The organism is Aeromonas sp. S12(2024), assembly GCF_041402305.1.
Taxonomy (GTDB): domain Bacteria; phylum Pseudomonadota; class Gammaproteobacteria; order Enterobacterales; family Aeromonadaceae; genus Aeromonas; species Aeromonas veronii.
The window spans coordinates 64,228-77,429 of record NZ_JBGLRB010000018.1 but is presented as its reverse complement, the minus strand read 5'-3'; the positions used below and the strand labels follow the sequence as shown (position 1 = coordinate 77,429).

The window sequence follows — 13,202 nt, the reverse complement described above, 5'->3', positions numbered from 1 at the left end:
CGGCTCAGAACTGTGACAGTGAGGGCAGAGAGACAGCAACCAGGGTGAAAAACACCGTGAAAACGGCAGTAACGACAAACTCTTTCATTTTTCTCTCCCTAAGTTGTTGGTTGATGTAGTCAAGATACCATAACAAGGGGGTAAAACAAGGTGTAAATTGATAAAATAGCTGCTTTATATGTGTGGTTGGTTGAGATGGCTATTTTTGTCATATTGAGCTGATTTTATCACCTGCTCTGGCATGGCAGGCATTCAAGATTCTATTTTTATGATTATTTCATTTGAATTCAATTGGTTAGTGAGTTGCTGGTTGGCTTGGTGGTGGGTTTTGTATGGAGCTCAAGTGGCGTTTTATAAGTTTTCACCCTCGTAATAGTGTCATTGAGGCCATAAAAAGTGCGCAAGGCAATGACTTGACGACTCCTGACGTAGATAGCCCATCCAAAAGAAGTCTATGGAGAGAGTCTGGTTGCCAACCCCTGTCACACCATCACTTTATCAGTCCAGAGTCTCCGCATTTTTACAGCAATACACTGGGTTCATAGGGAGGAGAACCGTGCATCGGGGGGGTACAGAGTAGCAGCTGGCTGTTTTATCACCGCCAATTTTCCCGTCGGCCTCGGAATAGACATGGCCACAGCAAGAGTGAGGTGCGCAATAGAGCAGAGGCATACTCTCTGGCTGGGCTGGGCTGGGCTGGGCGCGAGCAGCGATTTGCGTGGGCGATGCACCTGCGTGAGTCATGTGATTGCAATACGAGAGCTGCGCCGGAGCATGGTTGGGTAAGATATCTGCGTCCCTTCTACAAGATTGAGATATAAAAAGCGGCGTATGACGAGGAGGCCGGACAAGCCCGTTTCAGGGTCGACAGAGCGCAGGTCAACGCAATCCGGTTCGCAGTGATAAAACATCCACGGCAATATCGGAACTCTGTTCGTAGGATGAAGTAGGTTGCTGTGAGGAGGGGAAGGCTGGTGATCAGTCAGATGGTGCAAGGGTTGGTAATCAGGCAACCCGTATGGTGAGGGGCACACAGCGTGCCGATGCACCCGTTTGTGTAAGATATAAAAAAACCCTCCGATGGAGGGTTTTTGTCATCAACAGCCGGTAAAAAGCCGCTTGGCTTAGAACAGGGTGGTGGAGAGGTTGTAAAGCTCCTGATCGAACGGACGCTTCATGTTCTCGATGCAGTCGATGATGTCGTGGTGTACCAGCTCGTTGCGCTGGATACCGACGCAGCGACCACCGTGACCAGCCAGCAGCTGCTCAACGGCGTAAGCACCCATACGGCTGGACATGATGCGGTCACGGGCAGTCGGGGCACCGCCACGCTGGATATGGCCCAGGATGGTGGCGCGGGTTTCACGACCGGTCAGGGCTTCGATGTCTTTAGCCAGTGCGTTCACGTCGGTAACGTGCTCGCAGATGGTGATGATGGCGTGCTTCTTGCCTTTGGCTTCGCCTTCCTTGATCTGCTTGAGCAGCTTCTCTTTGTCGAAGGCTACTTCCGGCACGATCACATATTCGGCACCACCGGCAACGGCGGCAGACATGGCCAGATCGCCACAGTGGCGGCCCATGATCTCGACCACGGAGATACGGTGGTGGGAGCTGCAGGTGTCGCGCAGGCGGTCGATGGCGTCAACCACCACGTTCAGGGCGGTATCAAAGCCGATGGTGAAGTCGGTACCGGCGATGTCGTTGTCGATGGTGCCCGGCAGGCCGATGCAGGGGAAACCCTCTTCGGTCAGCTTCTTGGCACCCATGTAGGAGCCGTCACCACCGATGACGACCAGCGCATCGATACCGTGTTTTTTCAGGTTTTCGATCGCTTCGGCGCGCACTGCGGGGTCTTTGAAAGCAGGGAAACGGGCGGAGCCGAGGAAAGTACCACCACGGTTCACCACGTCGGAGACGCTGTGACGCTCCAGCTTGACGATGCGATCCTGGTGCAGACCGAGGTAGCCATCATAAATACCGTAAACTTCCAGGCCATGATGCAAACCGGCGCGAACCACGGCGCGAATGGCTGCGTTCATACCGGGTGCGTCGCCACCACTGGTCAAAACACCAATACGTTTGATTTGTTTGGTCATGAGTGCCTCTGGATCTGAGTTGTCAAATACGAATGTTTAAATAGACAAGCCACTTTTACTATATCGGCTTTCATATGGGATGCGGGGGCCACCATAGGAAAAGCGATACAAGAGAGGGGGCGAGCCCCTCTCTTTGCCGTAATCAGCGATTACTTGGCAGCGCCAGCGATGATCTGGGAGAAGTCGTCCACTTTCAGGGACGCACCACCGACCAGGCCACCGTCGATGTCCGGCTGACCGAACAGGTCGGCTGCAGTGGCGCCAGTGACGGAACCGCCGTACAGGATCTGTACTTTGGCAGCAACGGCGGCATCAAAACCGGCCAGGTACTGACGGATGTGAGCGTGAACGGACTGAGCGATCTCCGGAGTGGCAGTCTTGCCAGTACCGATGGCCCATACCGGCTCGTAAGCGATAACGGCGTTGTTGAAGGAGGCAATGCCGCAACGGTCGATAACAGCTTTCAGCTGGGTCTCAACCACGTTCTTGGTCACGCCGGCTTCGAACTGCTCCAGAGTTTCACCGATGCACAGAACCGGCACCAGGCCGCCTTTCTGGATCGCTTCGTACTTGGCAGCAACCACGTCGTCACTCTCGGCGTGCAGGGTACGACGCTCGCTGTGGCCGACCAGAGAGTAGGTGCAACCAAAGGCTTTCAGCATGGAGGGGGCGTTTTCGCCGGTGAAGGCGCCAGACTCGTGAACGTCAGCGTTCTGGGCACCGTAGGCAATCTTGCTGCCAGCGGTCAGTTGCTCAACCAGACCCAAAAAGATAACCGGCGGGCAGACGGCGACTTGTACAGAAGGATGAGCGGCAGCAGCCGGGGTCAGTCCTTTGATCAGAGCTTCTACAGAAGCTTTGGTGCCGTTCAGTTTCCAGTTACCCATTACCAGGTGCTGTCTCATCTTGTATATCTCCTAGGCATTTGATTGCGCGACATTATATGAATTGAACCGAGCCCAAGATAGCTGACCCGGCGGCAAATGACGTAATTTTTTTTCGCTTTCCTGATCCAAATCAGGAATGAAACGCTTGATCGCTCATTCGTTAACCTGCCCCCGCAAGCGAGCCCACCATACCCCAATCCATTCGTGGATGGCAGCTTCGGAATACATCAAATAACGCCCTTTGGGTAAATAACTGTAGAGGGGCTGGGGTACCTGGCTCTGCTTGGCGGTGTAGTCGGTGGGGGCTGGCACGGCCTTGAGTCCCTGACCCTGATAGAGGGCCATGGCACGTGGCAAATGAGTGGCCGAACTGACCAGCGCCACCTCTTTTCCTTTCAGATGGCGGCTGATACTGACCGCCTCATCATGAGTGTCTTTGTTGTTTTCAAACAACGTCATCCGCGAACGGGGTATGCCGAGGCTCTCGGCCATCCGGGCATTGACCTCGGCATTGGAGAGGGGATCCCCCGATACATAGCCGGAGAAAACCAGCTCGGCGTCCGGATAGGCCTGGGCAAGGCGAACCCCCTCTAGAGTCCGTGCCAGGGCGATATTGTTCTGCCAACTGCGCATCGGCACCGCCGGGTCGCTGACATGGCCGTTGCCGAGCACCACGATGGCCTCGATGTTGGGATGCTTGCTCACCTCGAATGGCGGGAAGGTTTGTTCCAGCCCGCGGGCCAGTTCATAGCTCACCGGCCGCATCCCCATCAGCGCCACAATGAGCAGCGAGAGAGTGGCCAGCAGTTTGCCAGTTTTCTGAAAACGGGTGAACCAGAGTAGCAGCAGGGCGACCAGCAGCAGGGAGAGTGAGAAGGGGAGCGGCATCAACAGCTGACCCAGCCACTTTTTGAGCACAAACACGACAGACACTTCCTTGAGTTTTCAGCAAATTCGGGATGTGACAGAATACCTCTCTTTTTTGGGATGGCCACAACCCTGTGGCGCTAATGTTGAGTTTCTCCTTGAAGCACGATCAGAGTTTTGACGGGCGCGCCGACAAGTTCGCCCGCAACATTTACGACTCCACCAAGGGGCGCATCCGCACCACCATTGTCTGGAGCGACATCGAAGCCTGCCTGGCCCGCCTTGGCAACCGTCCGCTGCGCATCCTCGATGCGGGGGGCGGTTTTGGCTATTTCGCCCAGAAGCTGGCGGCCATGGGCCATCAGGTGGAGCTATGCGATCTGTCAGCAGAAATGCTGGAACTGGCCCGCAGCCAGATCGCCGAGAAGGGGCTGGAAGACAAAATCCGTCTCATCCATTGCCCCATTCAGGATCTGAAGCAACACGTGACCGGCACCTTTGATCTGGTGCTCTGCCATGCGGTGCTGGAGTGGCTCGCCGAGCCGCGCCAGACCTTGCTGGGTCTGTTCCCTTTCGTCAATGCCGGGGGCATACTGTCGCTGCTTTTCTACAACCGTCATGGTTTGCTGTTCCAGAGCCTGGTGGTGGGCAATTTTGACTATGTGCGCCTTGGTCTTCGCAAGAAGCGCCAGACTGCGCTTACGCCCACCAATCCCCAATTGCCGGAGCAGGTCTATGACTGGATTGGTCGCGGGGGGCTGCGCATCATCGGCAAGACCGGAGTGCGGGTGATCCACGACTATATGCGTCACAAGCAGGATCAGGTGGAGAAGTTCGACGATCTGCTGGCCATGGAGCAGCAATATTGCCGTCAGGAGCCTTTTGTCGCCCTCGGTCGCTATATCCATGTGATGGCCCAGAAGCCGGCCAGCTGATTGCTCGCAGTTCACGTCGATGTGAACCATGTTTTCGATGCTACCGGATGTAGCCGCGCGCACGATTTTGCGCCCAATACAACAACGAGATGACAACATCATGATGAGTACATCCCGTACCCTGCCAGAGCGTTCTTTGCCGGAGCTAGTAGGGTGGGTCAGGCAGGAGGGGTTGGCGTTGAGCCTGCCGACCGACCGGCTGGCCTTTCTGATTGCAATCAAGACCCTGTCCGAAGATGAGTCGGACCTGTCGGAAGCGGCGCTGCACGACGCCTTTGGCTATGTCAGCAGCGCCTTCGGCCAGATGGACGAGACCCTTACCGGTCGCGCCAACAACGCCATCAACGATCTTATTCGCCAGCAGCTGCTGTCGCGCTTCAACACTGACATGGTGGCGGGGGAGAGTCTCTACCGCCTGTCGCGCCTGGGTGTGAGCATCGTCGACTTCTTTATGGATCAGCGTCAGGTTGACTCCATCAAGCTCTCCATTCTGCTCGAACACCTGGCTGCCGAGCTCGACACCGCCCGCAAGGCGGCGCTTGAAACCAACACCCGCGAGCAGTGGGATGCCGAGGTGCTGCCGCGCCTCACCTTCTCGCTGGAAGAGACGCTGGGGCGCATCGATCTCACCCAGCGCGCCATGGATGAGCAGCAGAATCAGGTCAAGAGCGAGATTGCGGCCCTGTTGACCCAGAACTGGGTCGATGCCATTCACAGCTGCGAAAAGCTGTTGCACGAGACCGGCCAGACCCTGCGCGAGCTGCAGGATACCCTGGATGCTGCCGGCCACCGCCTGCAGGCGGGGCTGCTCAACATTCAGGAAGCGGCGCAGGGGCGTGACGATCTGTTCCACGTCGAGGAGCTAACTCACGCCTTGCAAGGTCGTCTTGACGTCATCACCAGCTGGGGTCAGCAGTGCATCGAGCTCTGGTCCCGCTACGACAGACATGTCCACAAATTTATCCGCAACGCCATCGATATGGACAAGAACCGCGCCTTCAGCCAACGGCTGCGCGAGTCTATCCGAAACTTCGAGCAGCACAACTGGCAGCTGCGGGTGGCCGAAGAGCCCCGTCTGCTGGAGCTGCGCGACGAAACCATCGCCATCCACGACGAGGAGGTGACCGGTGAGGTGCCCCTCGAGATGGAGTACGTCGAGATGGTGGATATCAACCAGGAGCTGGCCGAACGTATCGAGCGCTATCTGGCCCGCTACCCCGAGCAGGGCCAGCAGCTGGACTTGGCCGATGTGCTGCGGGAATACCTGCTGGATTACCCGGCTCATGCCCACTTCGATGTGGCGCGTCTTCTGATCGACCAGGCCGTGCGCCTGGGCCATGCCAGCGGTGAGCGCGAACTGCATCGCCAACCCGCATGGAAACCCATTAACCAAGCTGGATCCAAGGTTCAGGCCTATGTCATTGATCAATACTGAGTTTCCCTTGCCGCTGCGGCTCGCAGAGGCGATTGCCAACCCCTTGTTTCCGCGCATCGACACCGCCTTGCGCTCCGGTCGCCACATCAGTGCCGACGAGTTCGAGCAGCATTCGGCGCTGGTCGAATATCACAGCGAGCTGGAGATCTTCTACGGCCGCTATCAGGTGGAGCTGATCAAGGCGCCGGAAGGCTTCTTCTACCTGCGTCCGCGCCCGAGCTCCGACATCGGCACCACTGTGCTCTCCGAGCTCGATATGCTGGTGGGCAAGGTGCTCTGCTACCTCTACCTGAGCCCGGATCGTCTGGCTTCGGAAGGGGTATTCGCCATGGCCGAGCTGCAGGAAGAGGTGTTGAGCCTCGCCGACGAGAAGCAGCTGCTGCGGATGGTCAACAGCCGCTCCGGCGGTACCGATCTCGACAAGAAGAAGTTGCTCGAAAAGATCCGCACCTCCATGCGCCGTCTGCGCCGCCTTGGCATGATCACCGCTCTTGGCAACGGGGATAAATTCCGGGTCAACGAATCGGTGTTCCGTTTCGCCGCTGACGTGCGCTCCGATGAAGATCCGCGCGCCGTTCAGCTGCGGATGATCCAGGAGGGTGAAGCCATCTTCCACGACGACGAAATGCCGAGCAGCGACTCGCTCTTTGATGACATCGAGGCGGATCTCGATGAAGAACAACTGGATCTGGAGGTATAACCGGTGCGAGGCAAGTTCAAATCCCTGACCATGGTCAACTGGAACGGCTTCTTTGCCCGGACCTTCGATCTCGACCAGCTGGTTACCACCCTTTCCGGCGGCAACGGCGCGGGCAAGTCCACCACCATGGCGGCCTTTATCGCGGCGCTCATCCCCGACCAGTCACTGCTGCATTTCCGCAACACCACGGAAGCGGGATCGAGCAGCGCCTCCCGTGACAAGGGGCTCTACGGCAAACTGCAGCGCGGCCACTGCTATTCCCTGCTGGAAGTGATGAACAGCCGCGAACAGCGGATCTGGGTCGGCGTGCACCTCGAGCAGGTGGCCAACCGTGACAACAAGGTCAACATTACCCCGTTTGCGCTGGTGGATGTGCCGGAGAATCTGGCACCGACCGATCTGCTGCTGGAGAAGCTCGATGGCGGCAAGGGTCGGGTACGCGCCTTTACCGATCTGAAAGGGGCAGCCGCCGAGCTGGGGGCGCTGAAAGTCGCCAAATTCAATACGGTGACCGACTATCACAACTTCATGTTCGAGTTCGGCATCACCCCGAAGAAGCTGCGTGATCAAAAAGATCGCGGCAAGTTCTATCGCCTGATCGAAGCCTCCCTCTACGGCGGCATCTCCTCGTCCATCAGCCGTTCTTTGCGTGAATACCTGCTGCCGGAGAACTCCGGGGTGCGCAAGGCGTTTGCAGACATGGAGGCGGCCATCTATGAAAACCGCCGCACGCTGGAGGCCATCAAGGAGACGCAAGGTCAGCGGGATCTGTTCAAGAACCTGATCACCGAAACCACCCACTATGTGGCGGCTGACTATGTGCGCAACGCCGCCGAGAAGAGCCGCCTCTCCGAGTTGGCCCTCAAAGCGCGCCAGGAGCTGGCCGACAAGCGCCGCATTCTGGCCGAAGAGAAGCAGCGCGCCATCTATCTGGCCGACGAGGTGGAGCAGCTCACCAACCGCGAGAAACTGCTGACCGACGAGCTGGAGTCTGCCTCCGAGCATCTGGCCAAGGTGATGGCGGCCGTCAGTTTGCAGAAGAAGATCGAGATGTACCGTGCCGATCTGGCGGATCTCTCTGACAAATTCGAACAGCAGCAGGCGGTAGTGGAGGAGATCCACGGCCAACTGCTGGAGGTGGAAGAGCGCAAGGAGCTGGCACAGGCCGAGGTAGACAGTCTCAAGACCCAGCTGGCCGACTACCAGCAGGCGCTCGATATCCAGCAGACCCGCGCCATCCAGTACCGTCAGGCGGTGCAGGCTCTCGATGCTGCCCGCGAGCAGTGCGAGCTGCCGGGGCTGACCGCCGAACAGGCGAGCGACACTCTGCACCAGTTCCGCGCCGCCGAGCAGAGCCTCACCAGCCGGGTGCTGGGGGCCGAACAGCAATTGGCGCTGGCCAAGGCGGCGGTGGCCGAGCACGAAGCGGCGCTGGCGCTGTTGCTCAGCATCGCTCCGGAAACAGTACGCGAGGCCGCCTGGCCTACCGCCCAAGCGCTGCTCAAGCGTCACATCGAAGACAAGGCTCGCATCGCCCAGGGGCAGGGGCTGCGCGCCGCGCTGGCTCGCCTAGAGAAAGAGAGCGAAAGCCAGAAGAGTCTCTTCAAGCTGCGTGACGAGCTGCAGCAGGCCTCCGGCCAGCTGATTGCCAGCAGCGATGAGCTGGAGATCTTCCTCGAAGCCCAGCGCACCCGTCAGGAGGAACTCTCCGAGCAGCAGGCGGAGGTGAACCAGCGCCGCGCCAGCCTCGAGCATCAGGGCACCCAGCTGGGCCGTGACATTGCGGAGCTCACCAAGCTGGCGCCGCGCTGGCTGAAATCCTTTGAAAAACTCGAGCAACTGCGCGAGCAGAGCGGTTTGCCGCTCGCCACCGCCGAAGAGCTTTCGGCCGGTATGCAGACAGTGCTCGACAAGGAGCGCGAGTTCGAGCAGGAGAGCAATCGCATCGCGGCCCAGAAACAGGCGCTGGAGCTGCAAATTCGCAACCTGCAGCTGGGGGCTGGCGAGGCGGATCCCCGCCTTGCCCGCATCGCCGAGCAAGTGGGGGGCGTACTGCTCTCCGATGTCTACGACGACATCTCCATCGATGATGCCCCTTACTACTCCGCGCTCTACGGCCCTGCTCGCAGCGCCCTGGTGGTGCTCGACCTCGAAGGTGCCATCGAGCGGCTGAAAAAGCTGGAAGATTGCCCGGAAGATATCTACCTGATTCAGGGCAACCCCGACTCCTTTGACGAGGATCTGGTGGAAGCGGACGAGCTGGGGGACGCCGTGCTGGTGCGCACCAGCAAGCGTCAGGTGCGCTTCTCCCGCTATCCCGAGCTGCCGCTGTTTGGTCGCGCGGCGCGGGAAAAACGGATCGAGCAGCTCGACCTTGAACGCGAAGGGCTGATCGAGGGTTACGCCAAGGCTGCGTTTGAGCAGCAGAAGTACCACCGTCTCTACGGTCACTTCCGCGACTTTATCGGTCAGCATCTGGATATCGCTTTCCGCCCCGACCCCGAAGCCGAAGTGCAGGCCAAGCAGGCAGAACTGCGCGCGCTGCAAGGGGCCATCGGTGAGTGCGACAAGCAGCTGAGTGATGCCAAAGCGGCCGCCGCCCAGCTGACCCGCCATATCCAGCTGGTGCAGGGGATGCTGCCCTTTGCCCACCTGTTTGCCGAGACAGACCTGGCGGCCCGTCTCGAGGCGGCTCACGCCGATGTGGAAGCGCTGAAACAGGCCGAAGCCTTTATCGCCAAACACGGCAAGTCGCTGGAGAAGCTGGAAACCATGGTGCAGGTGCTGCGTCAGGATCCGCAGGATCTGGCCGCGCTGCAGGCGGCCTTCGATGAGGTAAGCGACCTGCTGGCCGAGCAGAAGCGCCGTTGCTACGCCCTCGATCAGCTGGTGGCCCGTCTGCCTCACTTTGCCTATCAGGATGCGCAAGACCTGCTGGGCAAGGCCTCCGAGATGAGCGAGCGACTCAAAGAGAAGCTGAAAGCGGCCGAGCTTGCGGCCCGCACCGCTGGCGAGCAGCACAAGCAGATTGCCCAGCGTCACACCGAGGCGCTACAACTGCGCACTGCGCTGAATTCCAGCGTCGAGGCCAAGCGCCAGACCCTGACCGAGTTCGAGCAGGAGCTGGCGGCCATGGGGCTGACCCTCTCTGACGATATGGAAGAGAAGGCGCGCGCCCACAAGAAAGAGATCGAAGAGCTGCTGATCCGCACCCGTTCCCGTCGCACCAGCGCCGAGGCCCAGTTGCAGGTGACCAAGCGCGAGATCGAATCCCTCGGTGGTCGTCTCAAGCTGGAAGGCAAGGATTACTACAGCGCCCGTAAATCTCTGGTGGGTCACAAGGCGAGCTGGTCGCGGGTGGTGCGGTTGGCGCGGGAGACCGACGTCGAGAAGCGTTTAAATAAGCGCGAGCTGGCGTATCTTGACAGCGACGAGCTGCGCTCCATGTCGGACAAGGCCCTCGGCGCTCTGCGGGTGGCGGTGGCCCACGACGAGGCCCTGCGCGATGCGCTGCGTCTCTCCGAGGGCAACCGCAGCACCGAGCAGAAGGTCGCCTTCTACGTGCAGGTCTACCGTTACCTCAAGGATCGCATCCGCAACGACATCATCCGCTCCGATGATCCGGTGGAAGCGATCGAGGAGATGGAGATCGAGCTAGCCCGTCTCGCCGACGAGCTCAAGCAGCGGGAAACCCATCTGTCGCTCTCCTCCCACGAGGTGGCGGCCAAGATCACCAACATCATCCGTCGCGAGCAGAACCGCATCCGGGTGCTCAACCAGGGCTTGCAGAACATCGCCTTCGGTCTGGTGCGCGGGGTGCGCCTCAACGTCAATATCCGCGAGGCCCACACCCGTCTGCTGACGGCGCTGGCCGATCAAACCGCCATGCACAACGATCTGTTCGCCGACAAGGAGCTCAGCTTCTCCGAGGCGATGGCCAAGCTGTTCCAGCGCCTGAACCCGCAGATCGAGCAGGGGGATCGCAGCTATCAGGTGATGGGCGACGTGCTGCTCGACTATCGCAACTATCTGGAGCTGGAGATCGAGGTGCAGCGCGGGGCCGATGGCTGGCTGCGTGCCGAGAGCGGTGCGCTCTCTACCGGTGAGGCGATCGGTACCGGTCAGGCCATCCTGCTGATGGTGCTGATCAGCTGGGAGGAGGAGTCTCGCCGTCTGCGCGGCAAGGATATCGCCCCGTGCCGCTTGCTGTTCCTTGACGAAGCGGCCCGTCTGGATGGCAAATCCATCGCCACCCTGTTCGAGCTGTGCGAGCGGCAGGATATGCAGCTGCTTATCGCGGCGCCCGAGAACATCAGCCCCGAGAAGGGCACCACCTACAAGCTCATCCGCAAGGTACAGGGCAAGCACGAGCACGTGCATGTGGTCGGCCTGCGTGGCTTCGGCTTTGCCGATGACAAGCTGATTGCCTGAGAAGTCTCTGGCCCATCCGACACGGGATGACCGGTAACTAGTTGAAAGGGAGGCATTTGCCTCCCTTTTTACATGGAAGATATGGCAAAGTAGCCGCACCGTCGCTGCTGCCTGACAACAAGGCGAGTAACATGATGAGTGCCTTGGAGCTATGGCAAGGTGAGGTCTCCGCCCGTGTCGCCAGCGTCACCGGCCGCATCGAAGATGCAAAAATAGCGCAGAGTGGAAAGAAGAGAGGAGAGGGGAAAGGTGCAACATATCCAGAAAGGGCTGCTGTTATCTCTTTGCCTGCTGCTGGCGGCCTGTAGCAGCCGTTATGACGAGAGTCACGGCGGCAGCTGGCGCGGCTATAGCGAAACCGGCTATGCCAGCTATTATGCCGACCGCTATCATGGCAAAAAGACCGCCAGCGGCGAGTTATATCGCAACAACCTCAATAGCGCCGCCCATATGGAATTGCCCTTTGGCTCCATGGTACGGGTCACCAACCTCGCCAACGGCAAGAGCGTAGTGGTCAAGGTCAATGACCGCGGCGCCTTTAAAAGCGGGCGTATTATCGATCTCTCCAAATCTGCCTTTAGCACCATCGGCAATATTCGCGATGGGATTATCAAAGTAAAAATAGAGGTGCTCTAGCAGTCCACTTGTTCAGTGGCGTGAACAGAGTATCCGTTCTGCATGGCTATATCCTGCAAGTCGCTACTCTTACACTGCTCCGTATCCAAGAGGTACACCCAATCGAAATACTTGAACGATTGATCTGATAACGGAGCAGATGAAGATGAATGAAGAGAAACTGGTGTCCATCGCAGTGCTTAAAGCTAGAGCCGGTATGAGGGAGCAGCTGCGCCGGGAGTTGATCAAGCTTATTGAGCCTACTCGGCACGAACCGGGTAACTTGGACTATGTGCTGTTTGAATTGCGAGATGAGCCAGGCACCTTTTACATGCGTGAGGCATTCGTCAGCCAAGCCGCGTTGGATAGCCATTGTCAGACTGACTATTTTCAGGCCTTTGCCGCGCAGGCTGAGTCTCTGCTTGCAGAGCCACTGCAGCTTATTTTCCTAGATGAGGTCAGCTACTCTTAATCCATTCGGGTCAGGGGGCCCGATTTTTTATTCATATCTCAAGTGCGAGATAAGATGCGTTTCAAGCAAGTTATCACGCCAGTCTTTTGCCAGCCTGCATCTACTAATCCTCTGATTTTTAATTACTCTCTCCTGTTTATATCCAAGATGCTTTCATCTTCCTGTTAACGGATAAGATATCCAAATGAGAATTTAATTTGGGCTCAAGTTCAGTGGTAGTGGTATAACCTGCTATCGCAGGAAGGCATACCAAACGATGGTGCTGACCATCAGCGCGTCGATATGAGGTGGGCAGGGAGGACGAGAATGGGTATTGAGCTTGTAGATGTACCGCAGAGTGAATTTGAGCAGGTCTTTACTGCCGTGAAACAGGGGATTTTTCCCTATGTTGAGTCGCTCTTTGGCTGGGATGACCAATTTCAACGCGAACGGCTAGCCAGCTCCTATCTGCCGCAATGGTTTTCGTGGCTCCTGCATGGGGGAGAACGCATTGGTCTGTTATGTAGCAAGCCATATGAGGATGCCCAGCATGTTCATCTGCTGATTATTTTCCCTCAGTATCAAGGGCGGCAGCTTGGCGCTGCCGTGATGGAACGGCTGCATCAGGAGGCTGAGCGTGATGGGAAATGCCGGATCACCTTGTCCAGCTTCACAGACAACCATGGGGCGATACGGTTTTATGAGCGCCTTGGTTACAACGTGGTCGAAGAGGATCAGGCGTTTGTCTCCATGTCCCGGCCGTTGGGCTGTGACCTCTGATTGAA

General features: G+C 58.3%; 10 protein-coding genes. 7 read left to right on the top strand and 3 right to left on the bottom strand.

Annotated features, from left to right (window positions below):
- Positions 1-1,124 precede the first annotated feature (1,124 nt).
- The 3 genes from pfkA to elyC all read right to left on the bottom strand — a co-directional run bounded on the left by pfkA (position 1,125) and on the right by elyC (position 3,907).
- On the bottom strand, positions 1,125-2,096 hold the full coding sequence (gene pfkA / locus ACB035_RS16535; RefSeq protein WP_005336840.1) for a 6-phosphofructokinase: 972 nt from the start codon (positions 2,094-2,096) through the stop codon (positions 1,125-1,127).
- A 149-nt stretch (positions 2,097-2,245) separates the two neighbouring features.
- Positions 2,246-3,001 carry a triose-phosphate isomerase gene (tpiA, locus tag ACB035_RS16530; protein WP_040069280.1) on the bottom strand — a complete coding sequence of 252 codons (756 nt, stop codon included), beginning with the start codon at positions 2,999-3,001 and terminating at the stop codon, positions 2,246-2,248.
- A 135-nt stretch (positions 3,002-3,136) separates the two neighbouring features.
- Positions 3,137-3,907: an envelope biogenesis factor ElyC gene (gene elyC, locus ACB035_RS16525; protein WP_236298039.1), complete on the bottom strand. Its 771-nt coding sequence runs from the start codon at positions 3,905-3,907 to the stop codon at positions 3,137-3,139.
- A gap of 101 nt (positions 3,908-4,008) precedes the next feature.
- Here elyC and cmoM point away from each other — a divergent pair, with 101 nt between their 5' ends.
- From cmoM to ACB035_RS16490, 7 genes are all read left to right on the top strand, one after another.
- On the top strand, positions 4,009-4,785 hold the full coding sequence (gene cmoM / locus ACB035_RS16520; RefSeq protein WP_031227571.1) for a tRNA uridine 5-oxyacetic acid(34) methyltransferase CmoM: 777 nt from the start codon (positions 4,009-4,011) through the stop codon (positions 4,783-4,785).
- Positions 4,786-4,885: 100 nt separating this feature from the next.
- Positions 4,886-6,220, top strand: a complete 1,335-nt coding sequence (gene mukF, locus ACB035_RS16515; RefSeq protein ID WP_005345760.1) for a chromosome partition protein MukF — start codon at positions 4,886-4,888, stop codon at positions 6,218-6,220.
- The gene (gene mukE / locus ACB035_RS16510; protein ID WP_005345759.1) at positions 6,201-6,920 is read left to right on the top strand and encodes a chromosome partition protein MukE; all 720 of its coding nucleotides are present in this window, start codon (positions 6,201-6,203) and stop codon (positions 6,918-6,920) included. The genes mukF and mukE overlap by 20 nt, the downstream gene beginning before the upstream one ends.
- Before the next feature lie 3 nt (positions 6,921-6,923).
- On the top strand, positions 6,924-11,351 hold the full coding sequence (gene mukB, locus ACB035_RS16505) for a chromosome partition protein MukB (protein ID WP_371167737.1): 4,428 nt from the start codon (positions 6,924-6,926) through the stop codon (positions 11,349-11,351).
- A gap of 249 nt (positions 11,352-11,600) precedes the next feature.
- On the top strand, positions 11,601-11,987 hold the full coding sequence (locus ACB035_RS16500) for a septal ring lytic transglycosylase RlpA family protein (protein ID WP_042055940.1): 387 nt from the start codon (positions 11,601-11,603) through the stop codon (positions 11,985-11,987).
- A gap of 139 nt (positions 11,988-12,126) precedes the next feature.
- Positions 12,127-12,438: a putative quinol monooxygenase gene (locus tag ACB035_RS16495; RefSeq protein ID WP_129503961.1), complete on the top strand. Its 312-nt coding sequence runs from the start codon at positions 12,127-12,129 to the stop codon at positions 12,436-12,438.
- A gap of 306 nt (positions 12,439-12,744) precedes the next feature.
- The gene (locus ACB035_RS16490; RefSeq protein WP_279462637.1) at positions 12,745-13,197 is read left to right on the top strand and encodes a GNAT family N-acetyltransferase; all 453 of its coding nucleotides are present in this window, start codon (positions 12,745-12,747) and stop codon (positions 13,195-13,197) included.
- The last annotated feature ends 5 nt before the right edge of the window (positions 13,198-13,202 follow it).